The sequence below is a fragment of the Hyphomicrobium sp. CS1BSMeth3 genome (assembly GCF_900117415.1).
Lineage (GTDB): Bacteria > Pseudomonadota > Alphaproteobacteria > Rhizobiales > Hyphomicrobiaceae.
Genome location: NZ_FPEI01000005.1, coordinates 682,677 through 695,418, shown reverse-complemented (window position 1 = coordinate 695,418; position 12,742 = coordinate 682,677). Strand labels below are relative to the sequence as shown.

Sequence of the window (12,742 nt, the reverse complement as noted above, 5' to 3'; positions counted from 1 at the left end):
ATCCGCTCAGACCCGGGACCTTGACTCCCGAGACACTGGAGCTCGACATGAGACTGACTGCCTGCGTGGGCGCACTGGCTGCGGCCCTCGCGCTTTCTTCTTCGCTGACCTCAAGCGCCGCCTCGGCCGCTGAAAAGGTCAACATCTACTCCTACCGCCAGCCCCAGCTCATCGATCCGCTGCTCAAGGCCTTCACGGCCAAGACCGGCATCGAGACCAACGTGATCTTCGCCAACGCGGGCCTCGAGGAACGCATCCAGGCCGAGGGCGCCAACAGCCCCGCCGACGTCCTCTTCACCGTCGACATCGGGCGCCTAACGGAAGCCAAGGAGCGCGGCATCACGGCCGGCGTCCCCGTGACCGACGTCAAGGAGCTCGCGGCAATCCCGGCCAACTTCCGTGATCCCGAGGGGCACTGGTTCGGGCTGACGCTGCGCGGCCGCGTGATCTACGCCTCCAAGGAGCGCGTCAAGCAGGACGCCATTACGTATGCCGAGCTCGCCGATCCGAAGTGGAAGGGCAAGATCTGCACGCGCTCCGGCCAGCACGTCTACAACGTCTCGCTGATCGCATCCGTCCTCGCGCACAAGGGCGAGGCGGCGACGGAAGAGTGGCTCAAGGGCGTGCGGGACAACCTCGCCCGCAAGCCTGCCGGCGGCGATCGCGAGCAGGTCCGCGACGTCAAGGCCGGGCTCTGCGACATTGCGCTTGCCAACACCTACTACATGGCGGCGATGCTCAAGGACCCGAAGCAGAAGGAGTGGGCGGAGAGCGTCCGGATCATCTTCCCCGATGCCGGCACGACCGGTACGCACGTGAATGTTTCGGGGGTCTCGCTGATCAAGAGCGCGCCGAACAAGGCTGCGGCGCTGAAGCTCATGGCTTTCCTGGCTTCCGAGGAAGGCCAGCGGCTCTACGCCGAGGCGAACAGCGAGTATCCGATCGATCCGAAGGTGCCGCCGACGGAGCTCGTGCAGAGCTGGGGCAAGCTCGAGCCGGACAAGACCCCGCTCGCCAATATCGCCGCTCAGCGTAAGAAAGCTTCGGAGCTCGTCGACAAGGTCAAGTTCGATGCGGGCCCCGGCACCTGACGGCCGGATCCCAGGGATAGGCGCCACCGAACGGTAGTTGCGTCATGACGATGCTCAAGGATCGGGACGATACGGCAGCCGGGCCGGCGCGGTTCAGCTATGTGCCGGATCTGTCCGGCGCCGACCGGCTGGTGGCGCTCGGTTTCCGCCACTGGGTTGCGGGCTACCAGACGAGCGACATCGCCTGCTGGGAGCAGGCGTGGCAGCTCTTCGAGGCCGAGCTCGGGCCTAAGGCCGCACGACGGATCGTCGGTGATCTGTCGTGCTGGGTGCGCGCGATCACGGCTGCGAGCCGGCGCGAGATCGAGGTCTTTCCGGGGCCATGCCGCGGCTTCTGCCGTGACGAGTGCGTCGCTGTATCGCTTGTCGCGTCGATGCAACACGGCGTATGTCCCGCGATGCAGGCCTGCACGAAGGCGCTCCTCGAGACCTGCGACTGCGAAGATGTAATGGGCCAGTCGTGTGCGCTTGCCGCGACCCTCAAGGAAAATGGCCTGGAGTTGTCGGCCGATTGGCCGATGCGTCTGCTCGACGGTCAGCGCGGCCTTTGCCGGCTCCGCGCGCGTAACCGTCCGGAACGACTGTCATGATCGTCTGCCACTGCAATGTGATCAGCGATGCCGATATCGGCAGGGCGCTCCTCTACTTGCTGAACCTCCCGGACGCACCGATCCCGACGCCCGGTCTCGTCTATCGCACGCTCAACCAACGCTTCAATTGCTGCTCGTGCGCGCCGCTCGCCGTCGAGACGATCTATACGGCCATGGAGCGCCTCGAGAAGCAGGGCCTCATCTGTCCCTATCGCTGCGCAGCGACCAAGAAGCAGCTCGCGCGCCTCTCGGGGCGAAAGAAACCGCGCGTCGCCGCCGACCAGCCGGCTTGAACAACAGCAGAGCGAGTAAGCAGCCGAATGCGGGGCCGCACGACAAGGTCCGCAGAGGGACCGCGCATCGGGCGCCCGGCCATTGACCTGCGTGTCGTGCCGCTCGAGCCGGAGCCGCAGGCCCGCGCTTCGTCCCGCCACAAGATCTGGGAAATCCAAGGTGGGCTGCAGTGCTCGATCATCGGCACTTGCCTCTCGCACGAGGATCTCGTCGCCATCGGTCGCAAGGCCGGCGTTCGTCCGCGCGAGGGCGCCCGCGCCTATGAGGTCCACAGCTACTTCGTCCAGCAGGTCGGCAAGGATAGCAAGGTCGCGCGCACCGTGCAGAAGGTGCTCGACCAGCGACATGCGGGGATCATCCGTCGCGTTCAGGGCGCGCGCGATGAAGCCTGCCTAACGCGGCTGTGGGAAGAGGAGTTCGACGGCGGACGCGTGGCCGGTGCCTATTGGGCCTTCATGAGCGCGGCACATGTGCCGAGCGCGCTCGGCACGCGCATCTTTGGCGACGTTCACATGCTGAGCCACGTGCTGGGGCGCGTGACGCATCAGAATGCAAGCCGCGCAAGTGAGCTGCAGGCGCGCCTCGACGATCTCGAGGCCAAGCTCCTGCGGCAGGCCGAGCGGCATCGCCAGGTCGTCATCGAGCGTGATGCCGTGCGCGCGCAGCTCAGCGAGACCGCGCGCTCGTCTGCGCCGTCTGTGGCGCTACCCGGTAGTCGCGAACGCCGCCCCGACCAGCCGCCGGCCCGGCGCGAGCGCGCGCTGACCGTTGCTCGCGAGCGGGCGCGTGCGGCCGAGCGCATGATCGTCGATCTTCAGCGTCAGCTCGAGCGCCTGCGATGGCAACAGCGCATGCGAGCCGCGAGCATCATGCCCGCCTGTCCTGGCGCCGAAGTGTGCGACGAGACGGTCCGGACCTCGATCGCGCGGCGCATTCTCTACATCGGCGGGCGCAGCGGGGCGATCGAGAACCTGCGCCGCGTCGCTTCGCGCATGGGCGCCGAGCTCGTGCACCACGACGGCGGGGAAGAGCACGCCCTTGTCCGCATCGACGGCATGATCGAGGGCTGTGATGCCGTGGTTTGCCCGATCGACTGCGTGAGCCATTCGGCATGCCTCAGGGCAAAGGTGCTATGCCGGAAGTTCGCTAAACCCTTCTTGCCATTGAGATCCGCTGGAGCGACCTCCTTCGAGCGCGCCGTTATGTCATTGACGGCGCGCGCCGGTTGATCATTGATTGGTAGACCAACCGTCCGAGGCAAGCGGAGGATCGCTATGAAGGGCAAGAAGCCGGTTCTCGATATTTTGAACGAGGCATTGAAACTGGAGCTGGGGGCGATCAATCAATACTGGCTGCACTACCGGCTGCTCGACGACTGGGGCTTCACGAAGCTTGCCAAGAAGGAGCGCGCTGAGTCGATCGAGGAGATGGAGCACGCGGACAAGCTCGTCACGCGCATCATCTTTCTCGAGGGCCATCCGAACCTGCAGTACATCGCACCGCTCATGATCGGACAGAACATCAAGGAAGTTCTGGAGTGCGATCTGAAGGGCGAGTACATCGCGCGCGACCTCTACATGAAGGGCCGCGAGCTCTGCCGGAGCGAGGAGGACTACGTGTCCATGCAGCTCTTCGAGGAGCTGTTGAAGGACGAGGAGGGCCACATCGACTTCCTGGAGACGCAGCTCGATCTCCTCGCGTCGATCGGTGTCGAGAACTACGGCCAGCTCCAGTCGGGATCGGCGGACGAGCACGACTGAGCGCCCGCCCGGCGTCATCGCTGCAGGCATCAAAAGAAACGCCGGCCTCTCGGGAATGAGTTCCGAGAGGCCGGCGTTGGTTTTTCTCGAGGATGGGTGGCGGCTCTATTTCTGGATGCGATAGGGCTTGTGGCAGCCGCCGCAGTTCTTGGTCACGTCGCCGAATGCGGCCTTGAAGGCGTCGGCGCCATTCGCGGCAGCTTTCTGCGCAGCCGTCGCATCGCTCGCGAGCTTCGCGCCCTTGTCCTCGAAGTCCTTGAAGCTTTCCCAGATCTTCGGCGAGGCTGTCGTTTCGCCGCCGGTTTCCGAGCCCTTGGGGAAGAGCTTCGCGAAGGCTGCCCAGCTCGTCGCGATCGTGCCCATGGCCTCGCTGGCCTTGGCGGCGTCGAAGGGCACCTCGCCCTTGGCCATCTGTGAGCCGGTCTTGCTGGCGCCGCCGACCGCCTTCATCAATGCCTTGCGCTGAGCGATCGTATCTTGCGCGACGACGCTGACGCCAGTTGCGCCAACGGCGATCGTCGCGAGCACAGCGACCCCCGCCAACACACTCGACTTCTTCATACGGATGCTCCCTGCCAATTTGGTCCGACGCCCGAGCTCGGGCTGGACGCTTCATCTATAACGACTCTAATCAGGCGAAACAGGGGGGCTACGGCTTAAAGGTTTCGTGATCGGCGCCGACGCCCAGTGAGCCGCCGTGAAGAAAGATCGCGGCCCGCCGCACTTGGTGCGGATGACAACTGCTGTCACAATGGACGCGGCGCCGGCGCTGCGATTGCTCGCACGACCGGTGCCATCCGCAGGGGGACGGAGCCGGCCGGCTCCGGGCAGTTCAAGCTCATGGATAGTTTTGTTTTCGCAGTCATGCTGCTCGCTGCAGCGCTGCACGCAGGATGGAACGCGCTTCTCAAGCTGCGCGTCGAGCCGCGGATCGCGAGCACGCTGCTCGGCATTGCCGGTGGTATCGTCGCGCTGCCTTTCTGCCTGCTCTTTCCACTGCCGGCGCCTGCAGCATGGCCTTTCCTCGCCGCTTCAGGATTGATCCATCTCGTCTATTTTCAATCTCTGGGCATTGCCTACGAGACGGGCGACCTGGGGCAGGTCTATCCGCTGGCGAGAGGCAGTGCGCCGCTGCTGACGGCGATCGGGGCCATGTTCTTCGTCGGTGAGGGGATCGGTATCTTCGGCTGGGTAGGGGTCACGACCCTTGCGCTGGGTGTCGTCCTGCTCTCGCTGAAGGGCGCGCGTGATTCGAGCCGGATCGAGGTGCGCGCCGTAGGCTTTGCCTTGCTGACGGCCGCTTCCATCGGTGCGTACACGGTCGTCGATGGAATGGGTGTCCGCCTATCGGGACATGTAGGCGCGTACGTCGCGTGGAATTTCGTGGCCGGTGCCGTCGTGCTCAGTGTCTATGGCGGGTGGCGCTGGCGCGGCGGCCTTGTGACCGCCTTCACCGGCTCTGCGCGGATGCTGCTGCTCGGCGCGGCCATGTCGATCGGCTCGTACGGCATCGCGCTGTGGGCCATGACGCAGGCGCCCATCGCCATTGTCGGCGCGATGCGCGAGACGAGCGTGCTCTTTGCGGCGCTGATCGGCGTCGTGTTTCTGGGCGAGCCGCTGCTGCGGCTGCGCATCATGGCCGGCGCGCTCGTGCTGGCGGGCGTGGTGCTGCTCAGGATGGCCTAGAATTTTCCCTCTCCCCGCTTTTGCGGGGAGAGGGTCAGGGTGAGGGGCGGCGGCACACGCCGACGTTTCAGCAAGCTCCCGCCCCTCATCCTAACCTTCTCCCCGTGAAGGACGGGGAGAAGGGACAAAGAGCCCTCATGCCCGCCGCGGGCATGGAGCTACGATTGTAGGCGGTAGCACAACTTCATGAGCGCGCGGCTGCGCGTCGGCCGTTAGGCCGTGCCTAAGAACAGAAGCACCTCTTCCCGGCAGCCCGCGGTCAAGGATAGAGCTCCGCCGCGGGCATGGCACAACAGTGGAGCGCGGCAGCACCCCTTCCCAGCAGCCCGCGGCAAAACAACAAAGAGGCCGCCTCGGTTTCCCGAAGCGGCCTCCGTTTTGCGTAGCTGCCTGAGCGGCGGGCTTACATGCCCATGCCACCCATACCGCCCATGCCACCGCCGTGATCGTGGCCGCCGTGGCTGTCCTTCTTCGGCGCCTCGGCAACGCCCGCCTCGGTGGTGATGAGGAGCGAGGCGATCGAAGCGGCGTCCTGCAGCGCGGTGCGCACGACCTTGGCCGGGTCGATGATGCCCTTCTCGATCATGTCGCCGTACTCGTCACCCTGGGCGTCGTAGCCGAAGGTCTGGCCGCGCGACTCGAGCACCTTACCGACGACGATCGAACCCTCGACGCCGGCGTTCTCGGCGATCTGGCGGATCGGCGCCTGCAGTGCACGGCGAACGATCTGGACGCCAGCTTCCTGGTCCTCGTTCTCGCCCTTGACCGAGATCGACTGCGAGGCCTTGAGGAGCGCAACGCCACCACCCGGGACGATGCCTTCCTCAACCGCGGCGCGGGTCGCATTGAGCGCGTCGTCGACGCGGTCCTTGCGCTCCTTCACCTCGACTTCCGTCGCACCGCCGACCTTGATCACCGCAACGCCGCCGGCGAGCTTCGCCAGACGCTCCTGCAGCTTCTCACGATCGTAGTCCGAGGTCGTCTCCTCGATCTGGACCTTGATCTGGTTGACGCGGGCCTCGATGTCCTTCTTCTTGCCGGCGCCGTCGACGACCGTCGTGTTCTCCTTGTCGATCGAGACGCGCTTGGCGCGGCCGAGCATGTCGAGAGACACGGTCTCGAGCTTGATGCCGAGATCCTCGGAGATGACCTGGCCGTTCGTGAGGACGGCGATGTCCTCGAGCATGGCCTTGCGGCGGTCACCGAAGCCCGGGGCCTTGACGGCCGCGATCTTCAGGCCACCACGCAGCTTGTTGACGACGAGCGTCGCCAGCGCCTCACCCTCGACCTCTTCCGCGATGATCAGAAGCGGCTTGCCCGTCTGCACGACGGCCTCGAGGAGCGGCAGCATCGGCTGCAGGCCCGAGAGCTTCTTCTCGTGGATGAGGATGTAGGGATCGTCGAGCTCGGCGATCATCTTGTCGGCGTTGGTGATGAAGTACGGCGACAGGTAGCCGCGATCGAACTGCATGCCCTCGACGACGTTCAGCTCGGTCTCGAGGCTCTTCGCCTCCTCGACCGTGATCACGCCCTCGTTGCCGACCTTCTGCATGGCCTCGGCGATCATCTTGCCGATGGCGCTCTCGCCGTTCGCCGAGATGGTGCCGACCTGGGCGATCTCGTCCGAGTTCTTGACCTTCTTGGAGCGCTTCTTGATCTCCTCGACGACCTGGGCGACGGCCTTGTCGATGCCGCGCTTCAGATCCATCGGGTTCATGCCGGCCGCAACCGACTTCAGACCCTCGCGGACGATCGCCTGTGTGAGGACGGTGGCCGTCGTGGTGCCGTCACCGGCGACGTCGTTGGTCTTCGAGGCCACTTCGCGCACCATCTGGGCGCCCATGTTCTCGAACTTGTCCTCGAGCTCGATCTCCTTCGCGACCGTCACGCCGTCCTTGGTCGTGCGCGGCGCGCCGAAGGACTTCTCGATGATGACGTTGCGGCCCTTGGGACCGAGCGTCACCTTCACGGCATTGGCGAGGATGTCGACGCCGCGCATCATGCGCTCGCGGGCGTCAGCGGAAAACCTTACGTCTTTGGCTGCCATGTGCAGGGTTCCTGGTGGGGTATGGGGAAGTACGTTCTCTGGGAGGGAGGACGGGACCGGGCTCGATTACTTGTCGAGCACGCCCATGATGTCGCTCTCCTTCATGATCAGCAGCTCTTTGCCGTCGATCTTGACCTCGGTGCCCGACCACTTGCCGAACAGCACCTTGTCGCCCTTCTTGACGTCGAGGGGAACGAGCTTGCCGCTCTCGTCGCGGGCGCCCGGGCCGACCGCAATCACTTCGCCCTGCTGGGGCTTCTCGGCGGCGGTGTCGGGGATGATGATGCCGCCAGCGGTCTTGGTCTCGCTGTCGGTGCGGCGCACGACCACGCGGTCGTGGAGGGGGCGGAACTTCATGGAGGGCCTGCTCCGAATTGGGTTTTTGCTCTGGTTTCAGGAGCCGCGGGGTGCGGCCGGAGGCGACTGTTAGCACTCCTTAATTGAGAGTGCCAGCCGCCGTCGCAGCAGGTAGCTGCGCGGACCGGGCCTTGTCAAGGATTTTGCGGCCGAAATTGCGGCGCTGGAACCCCGGATGGACGATCTGACCCGGCCAGTCTTGCTGATTGGTAAACGGCGCCCGGCTATCGGCCGCCCGGGCTGAGAATTCGGTAAGAAAACGGCGCCTCTGCCCTCACTTGTCGGCCGAACGCCGCGAGAGCAGGAACACGGCCTTTTCGCCGAGCAGGTTATGGATGGTGAGCGGCAGGCGCACCCAGGTGCCGAGCTGATGGCCCGAGACGTTGAACGCCACCGCCCGCTCGACCTTGGCATCGACCAGCCGGCAAAGGTCGGCGAAGTCCTTGATAGTGCAGAGGTGCGCGTTCGGCGTGTCGTACCAGGTGTCCGGCAGGTGCTCGGTAACAGGCATCCGCCCGGTCGTGATGAACTTCGCGCGCACTTTCCAATGGCCGAAATTCGGGAACGAGACGATCGCCCGGCGGCCGATCCTCAGCAGGTTGGCGAGCACCTTCTTGGGATTGCGCGTCGCCTGGATGGTGAGCGAGAGGATCGCGTAGTCGAAGGCGTCGTCGGGATAGGCGTCCAGGTCCAGGTCGGCGTCGCCCTGGATGACGGAGAGGCCGCGCGCCACGCACGCATTGACGCGGTCGCGCTCGATCTCGACGCCGCGGCCGTCGACATCCTTTCGATCGGCGAGAAGCTGGAGCAGTGCGCCATCGCCGCAGCCGACATCGAGCACGCGGGCGCCGGGCTTCACGAGCTCGGTGATCAGCAGATGGTCGACGCGCGGAGGTGTGGTCGTCAGATCTTCGTGACGGGCAAGCATCAGGCGCTCCTTGCTGGCGCTATGCCGTGTCGCGCGGCCGCCGAATTGATGAATCCGGTGATGGTCTTGAAGAGAACGGGCTCGTGCAGCAGGAAGGCGTCGTGGCCCTTGTCGCTTTCGACCTCGACGAAGCTGACATTGGCGGCGACGGAGTTGAGCGCCTGCACGATCTTCCGGTTCTCGTGTGTCGGGTAGAGCCAGTCGCTCGTGAACGACACGACGCAGAAGCGCGCCTTGGTGCCGCGGAAGGCGTTCGCGAGGACGCCGTCGAACTCGCCCGCGAGGTCGAAGTAGTCCATTGCGCGGGTGATGTAGAGGTAGCTGTTGGCATCGAAGCGGTCGACGAAGGTCGAGCCCTGATGGCGCAGGTAGCTCTCCACCTGGAAGTCGGCATTGAAGGAGAACGTGCGCGCGTCGCGGTCCTGCAGATTGCGGCCGAACTTCGCGTGCAGCGCCGTTTCCGAGAGATAGGTGATGTGCGCCGCCATGCGCGCGACGGCGAGGCCGCGCCGCGGCACGCGCCCTTCGGATTGATAGCGGCCGTCCGCCCAATCGGGATCGGCCATGACGGCCTGGCGGCCGACCTCGTGGAAAGCGATGTTCTGCGCCGAGTGCCACGCCGCCGTCGCGATCGGGATCGCGCAATGGAGGCGATCGCTGTAGTGCGCGGCCCACTCCAGCACCTGCATGCCGCCCATGGACCCGCCAACGACGGCGAAGAGCTGGCCGATGCCGAGATGGTCGATCAGGCGCACCTGCGCACGAACCATGTCGCGGACCGTGATGACGGGAAAGTCGAGGCCGTAGTGCCGCCCCGTTGCCGGGTTGATCGAGGCCGGGCCCGTCGAGCCCATGCAGCCACCGAGAATATTCGGGCAGATGACGAAGAACCGGTTCGTGTCGATCGGCTTTCCCGGACCGACCATCTCGTCCCACCAGCCGGGCTTGCGCGTCACGGGGTGCTGGCGCAGCACGTACTGGTCGCCCGTCAGGGCGTGGCAGATGAGGATGGCATTCGATTTCGCGGCGTTGAGCGTGCCCTCCGTGTCGTAGGCGACGGTGAAGGGGGCGATGGACTTGCCGCAGTCGAGGGGCAGCGGGTCGGACGCCAGAAACGTGACCGACGGGCTCGTCGGCGACAGCGCCTCTTCGAGCGCTGTCCGCTTCAACGTCTCGGGTGATGGCGCTGTTGCCGGGTGCGACGTGGCCCTTCGGCTTGGCTCCGTCGATACGCTCGCCATGCGTCCTCCGCGCGGTCGGCCAAGGCCGACACAAAAAATCCGGACTCGTGGCCGGCCATGGATGCCGTGCTCAACCGAGAACCGGATGCGCGCGGCCTCTTTAGCGAGTTGTTTAACGTGGCTGCAAGCCGGCCGGCCAAATCACCACGGGTGAAAAGCTAATATGTAAGCTTGCGGTAGAACGTCAAGTGCTGACGCAGAATTGGTTCAGTCCGCGCTGCACGTGATGATGGGCTCAAACTTAGCGCACCAACGACGGGTCGCTCGGCCAAGAGCCGCGCCGGACAATTTCCGCAAGCCCGGCAATGGTCACCGGGCGCTTCTGGCTCTTGGGCCAAACTCCGTGAAACAACAAGATAGAGCCGAAGAACACTGAAGCAGCGAGCAAACCGACGGAGTTGCTTGATAAGTCAAGATACAGTCCCAGGGGGACGGAAATTGCAATAGATGGAACGAGGACAGCTGTCGAGAGCAGGAGGTACGCAATGCTCGGCCCCTCATTTCCGAAGAAAGTCGACCATTGCTCTCCGAGCGCCCTGAAGTCCGTCCCGTACCTATCGTGAAGTTTCTGAAACAATTGGACCGCGTCGTCTCCATCAACCTGCAGATCATGCAGCAGGCGTGAGGACGGCAATAGCCTAGACCAGGCGATCCCGTGCTCGGACTGAAGCAACTGGACTATGGTTTGCTGCGGATCATCAGGCATACCAGTGCATCAGACCCCCCATTCGATCCCTGGACAAGTTACGTTATAACATCTTATAGAAGGTGCCCTGGGAGTTGGAGATCAGGAGCGGGTCGATGCGGCAGTCGAGGTTTCGGATTGGGATGCTGATGGCGCTCGTGCTGGCCCTGGGCAGCGGCGCTGCGAGGGCCGACGACCTGAGCGTCGTGACGACCATCAAGCCGATCCATTCTATTGCCGCGGCCGTCCTGGCCGGCGTGGCGGAACCGAAGCTCCTGATCGACGGCGCGGCCTCGCCACACACCTTCAGCCTCAAGCCCTCGGATGCCAAGACGTTGGCCGCGGCGCGCGTCGTGTTCCGCGTCTCGGACGGCCTCGAGCCTTTCATGATCAAGGTGATGCGGTCGCTGCCGAAGTCGGTACAGGTCGTGACGCTGGAGAAAGCGCCCGGCCTGACGCTCTATCCCATGCGGACCGGCGGCACCTTCGAGGCCGATGACCATGGCCACGGCAAGGGCGGCAAACACAAGCACGACCATGCGCACGACGACGAAAAGAACGCGACCGACGGCCACCTCTTTCTCGATCCCGCGAATGCCAGGCTGATCGCTACGTACATGGCCGACGTGCTCGGCAAAGCGCATCCGGCTGGAGCAGATCGTTTCAAGGCCAATGCCGACGCTTTCGGCCGCGAGATGGGCGCGCTTTTGACTGAGCTCGAAGCAAAGACGAAGCCGCTCGCCGGTCGCCCGTTCATCGTCTTTCACGATGCCTATCAGTATTTCGAGCGCCGCTTCGGGCTGGAGGCTGCGGGCTCCGTTACGGTCAGCCCCGACGTCGCGCCGAGTGCGCGGCGGCTCTCCGCGCTCCGCCGCAAGATCGGCGAGCTGAAGGCGGTCTGCGTCTTCTCGGAGCCGCAGTTCGAGCCGCGGCTCGTGGTGACGATCACGGAAAAGACCGACGCCCGCCGCGGCGTGCTCGACCCGCTCGGCGTATCGATCCCGGCCGGTCCGTCGCACTATACGACGCTGCTGCGCAGCCTCGCAGCAGATCTCGAAGCGTGTCTGAAAGGGTGAAGCTCGCCGCGCCTTATTCGGCGGCGAGCTGCGTGGTTGCCGGCGTAGCGGCTTCGCGCGGCTGCAGCTTGGCGACGAGGCGCTGACCGTACTCGACGGCGCGATCGGCAACCAGCGTGCGCTGACGGTCGAGCGTCACCATGTGATAGCTGTCGTCCAGTACCACCACATCCACGAGACCGCCGAGCTCGCGCTGGATCTGCGTCGTGTTCGAGAGATCAGCCTGGTCGTCGTTGCGCGGATGGAGGATGAGCGTCGGCTGCTTCACGGCGCCGAGCTCTTTGCGCACGCTGTTGCGCAGAGAGCGAAGCTCCCAGAGCATGGAACCGCTGCGACCGAAGACGTCCTTCATCGAGCGGCCCTCGCCCTGCAACGAGTCGAGCGCGAACTGGCGGATGCGCTCGTCCTTGATGCCGTAGGGTGCCGTCTCGGCGAAGCTGAAGTAGTTCGCGATCTGCTTCTGCGGAACGTACTTCATCAGACGCAGCGCGCGCGGGACCGCCCAGCCGTTCGGCCAGAGCGTCGGCGCGAAGAGGACCGCTGCCGCAACATCATCCGGCCGCTCGGCGGCGAGATGCAGCGCCAGCAGCGCGCCCGTCGAGAGCCCGCCGACGACGACCATGTCGCAACGCGCGCGCAACTCTTCGTGCGCAGCCGCGACGCTGTCGTACCAATCCTGCCATGTCGTGGCGTTGAGCTCGGCCTCGGTGCCGCCATGCCCCTCGAGGAGCGGGCAGTACACCGCGAAGCCCGCACGGGTCAGGCCCTGGGCGACGAAGCGCAGCTCGACCGGCGTCCCGCCGAGGCCGTGGACGAGGAGAAAGCCGATGCGACCGTTCTCGCCGAAGCCCGGTTGGTCATAGACATACCGGTCGGTCGCAATGTTCTTACCTGTACTCTCTACTACCTGCATGATTGAGATCATGTCCTTTTTTGATTTTCCGCGTCGGCGGGCCGGCCACCTTCGCAACCCCAGCTCCGGCCGCC

Annotated in this window: 13 protein-coding genes and 1 riboswitch; of the genes, 7 read left to right on the top strand and 6 right to left on the bottom strand. The window is 65.0% G+C overall.

Annotated elements, in window-relative coordinates; genetic code table 11:
* Positions 1 to 47 precede the first annotated feature (47 nt).
* The 5 genes from CS1BSM3_RS12380 to bfr are packed head-to-tail and all read left to right on the top strand — an operon-like array spanning position 48 to position 3,735.
* Positions 48 to 1,091 (top strand): Fe(3+) ABC transporter substrate-binding protein, encoded by a 1,044-nt coding sequence (locus tag CS1BSM3_RS12380; RefSeq protein ID WP_072387383.1) that lies wholly within the window; start codon positions 48 to 50, stop codon positions 1,089 to 1,091.
* Positions 1,092 to 1,135: 44 nt separating this feature from the next.
* Positions 1,136 to 1,681 (top strand): hypothetical protein, encoded by a 546-nt coding sequence (locus CS1BSM3_RS12375; RefSeq protein ID WP_072387382.1) that lies wholly within the window; start codon positions 1,136 to 1,138, stop codon positions 1,679 to 1,681.
* A complete protein-coding gene (locus CS1BSM3_RS12370; RefSeq protein ID WP_072387381.1) occupies positions 1,678 to 1,974 on the top strand; it encodes a (2Fe-2S)-binding protein in 297 nt (98 codons plus the stop codon). The genes CS1BSM3_RS12375 and CS1BSM3_RS12370 overlap by 4 nt, the downstream gene beginning before the upstream one ends.
* Positions 1,975 to 2,001: 27 nt before the next feature.
* Positions 2,002 to 3,204: a DUF2325 domain-containing protein gene (locus CS1BSM3_RS12365; protein WP_072387380.1), complete on the top strand. Its 1,203-nt coding sequence runs from the start codon at positions 2,002 to 2,004 to the stop codon at positions 3,202 to 3,204.
* A 45-nt stretch (positions 3,205 to 3,249) separates the two neighbouring features.
* Positions 3,250 to 3,735 (top strand): bacterioferritin, encoded by a 486-nt coding sequence (bfr, locus tag CS1BSM3_RS12360; protein WP_072387379.1) that lies wholly within the window; start codon positions 3,250 to 3,252, stop codon positions 3,733 to 3,735.
* Between the two features lie 105 nt (positions 3,736 to 3,840).
* Here bfr and CS1BSM3_RS12355 read toward each other — a convergent pair whose 3' ends face one another.
* Complete coding sequence (locus CS1BSM3_RS12355; protein ID WP_072387378.1) at positions 3,841 to 4,296, bottom strand: c-type cytochrome; 456 nt, start codon at positions 4,294 to 4,296, stop codon at positions 3,841 to 3,843.
* A 279-nt stretch (positions 4,297 to 4,575) separates the two neighbouring features.
* Between CS1BSM3_RS12355 and CS1BSM3_RS12350 the strand changes: the two genes are divergently transcribed.
* Positions 4,576 to 5,421, top strand: coding sequence for an EamA family transporter (locus tag CS1BSM3_RS12350; RefSeq protein WP_072388142.1), 846 nt, complete (start codon positions 4,576 to 4,578; stop codon positions 5,419 to 5,421).
* 403 nt (positions 5,422 to 5,824) lie between these two features.
* Here CS1BSM3_RS12350 and groL read toward each other — a convergent pair whose 3' ends face one another.
* The 4 genes from groL to CS1BSM3_RS12330 form a co-directional block, all read right to left on the bottom strand.
* On the bottom strand, positions 5,825 to 7,468 hold the full coding sequence (groL, locus tag CS1BSM3_RS12345; protein WP_072387377.1) for a chaperonin GroEL: 1,644 nt from the start codon (positions 7,466 to 7,468) through the stop codon (positions 5,825 to 5,827).
* A 66-nt stretch (positions 7,469 to 7,534) separates the two neighbouring features.
* On the bottom strand, positions 7,535 to 7,825 hold the full coding sequence (gene groES / locus CS1BSM3_RS12340; protein ID WP_072387376.1) for a co-chaperone GroES: 291 nt from the start codon (positions 7,823 to 7,825) through the stop codon (positions 7,535 to 7,537).
* Positions 7,826 to 8,099: 274 nt separating this feature from the next.
* Entirely contained in the window at positions 8,100 to 8,753 is a 654-nt protein-coding gene (metW, locus tag CS1BSM3_RS12335) for a methionine biosynthesis protein MetW (protein WP_072387375.1), read from the bottom strand.
* Positions 8,753 to 9,994: a homoserine O-acetyltransferase MetX gene (locus tag CS1BSM3_RS12330; RefSeq protein WP_083528544.1), complete on the bottom strand. Its 1,242-nt coding sequence runs from the start codon at positions 9,992 to 9,994 to the stop codon at positions 8,753 to 8,755. The genes metW and CS1BSM3_RS12330 overlap by 1 nt, the downstream gene beginning before the upstream one ends.
* Before the next feature lie 79 nt (positions 9,995 to 10,073).
* Positions 10,074 to 10,152, bottom strand: a riboswitch (SAM riboswitch).
* 643 nt (positions 10,153 to 10,795) lie between these two features.
* Between CS1BSM3_RS12330 and CS1BSM3_RS12320 the strand changes: the two genes are divergently transcribed.
* Complete coding sequence (locus tag CS1BSM3_RS12320; protein WP_072387372.1) at positions 10,796 to 11,755, top strand: zinc ABC transporter substrate-binding protein; 960 nt, start codon at positions 10,796 to 10,798, stop codon at positions 11,753 to 11,755.
* A gap of 13 nt (positions 11,756 to 11,768) precedes the next feature.
* Here the strand turns inward: CS1BSM3_RS12320 and CS1BSM3_RS12315 are convergent, their stop codons facing one another.
* Entirely contained in the window at positions 11,769 to 12,668 is a 900-nt protein-coding gene (locus CS1BSM3_RS12315; protein ID WP_083528615.1) for an alpha/beta hydrolase, read from the bottom strand.
* Positions 12,669 to 12,742: the final 74 nt, after the last annotated feature.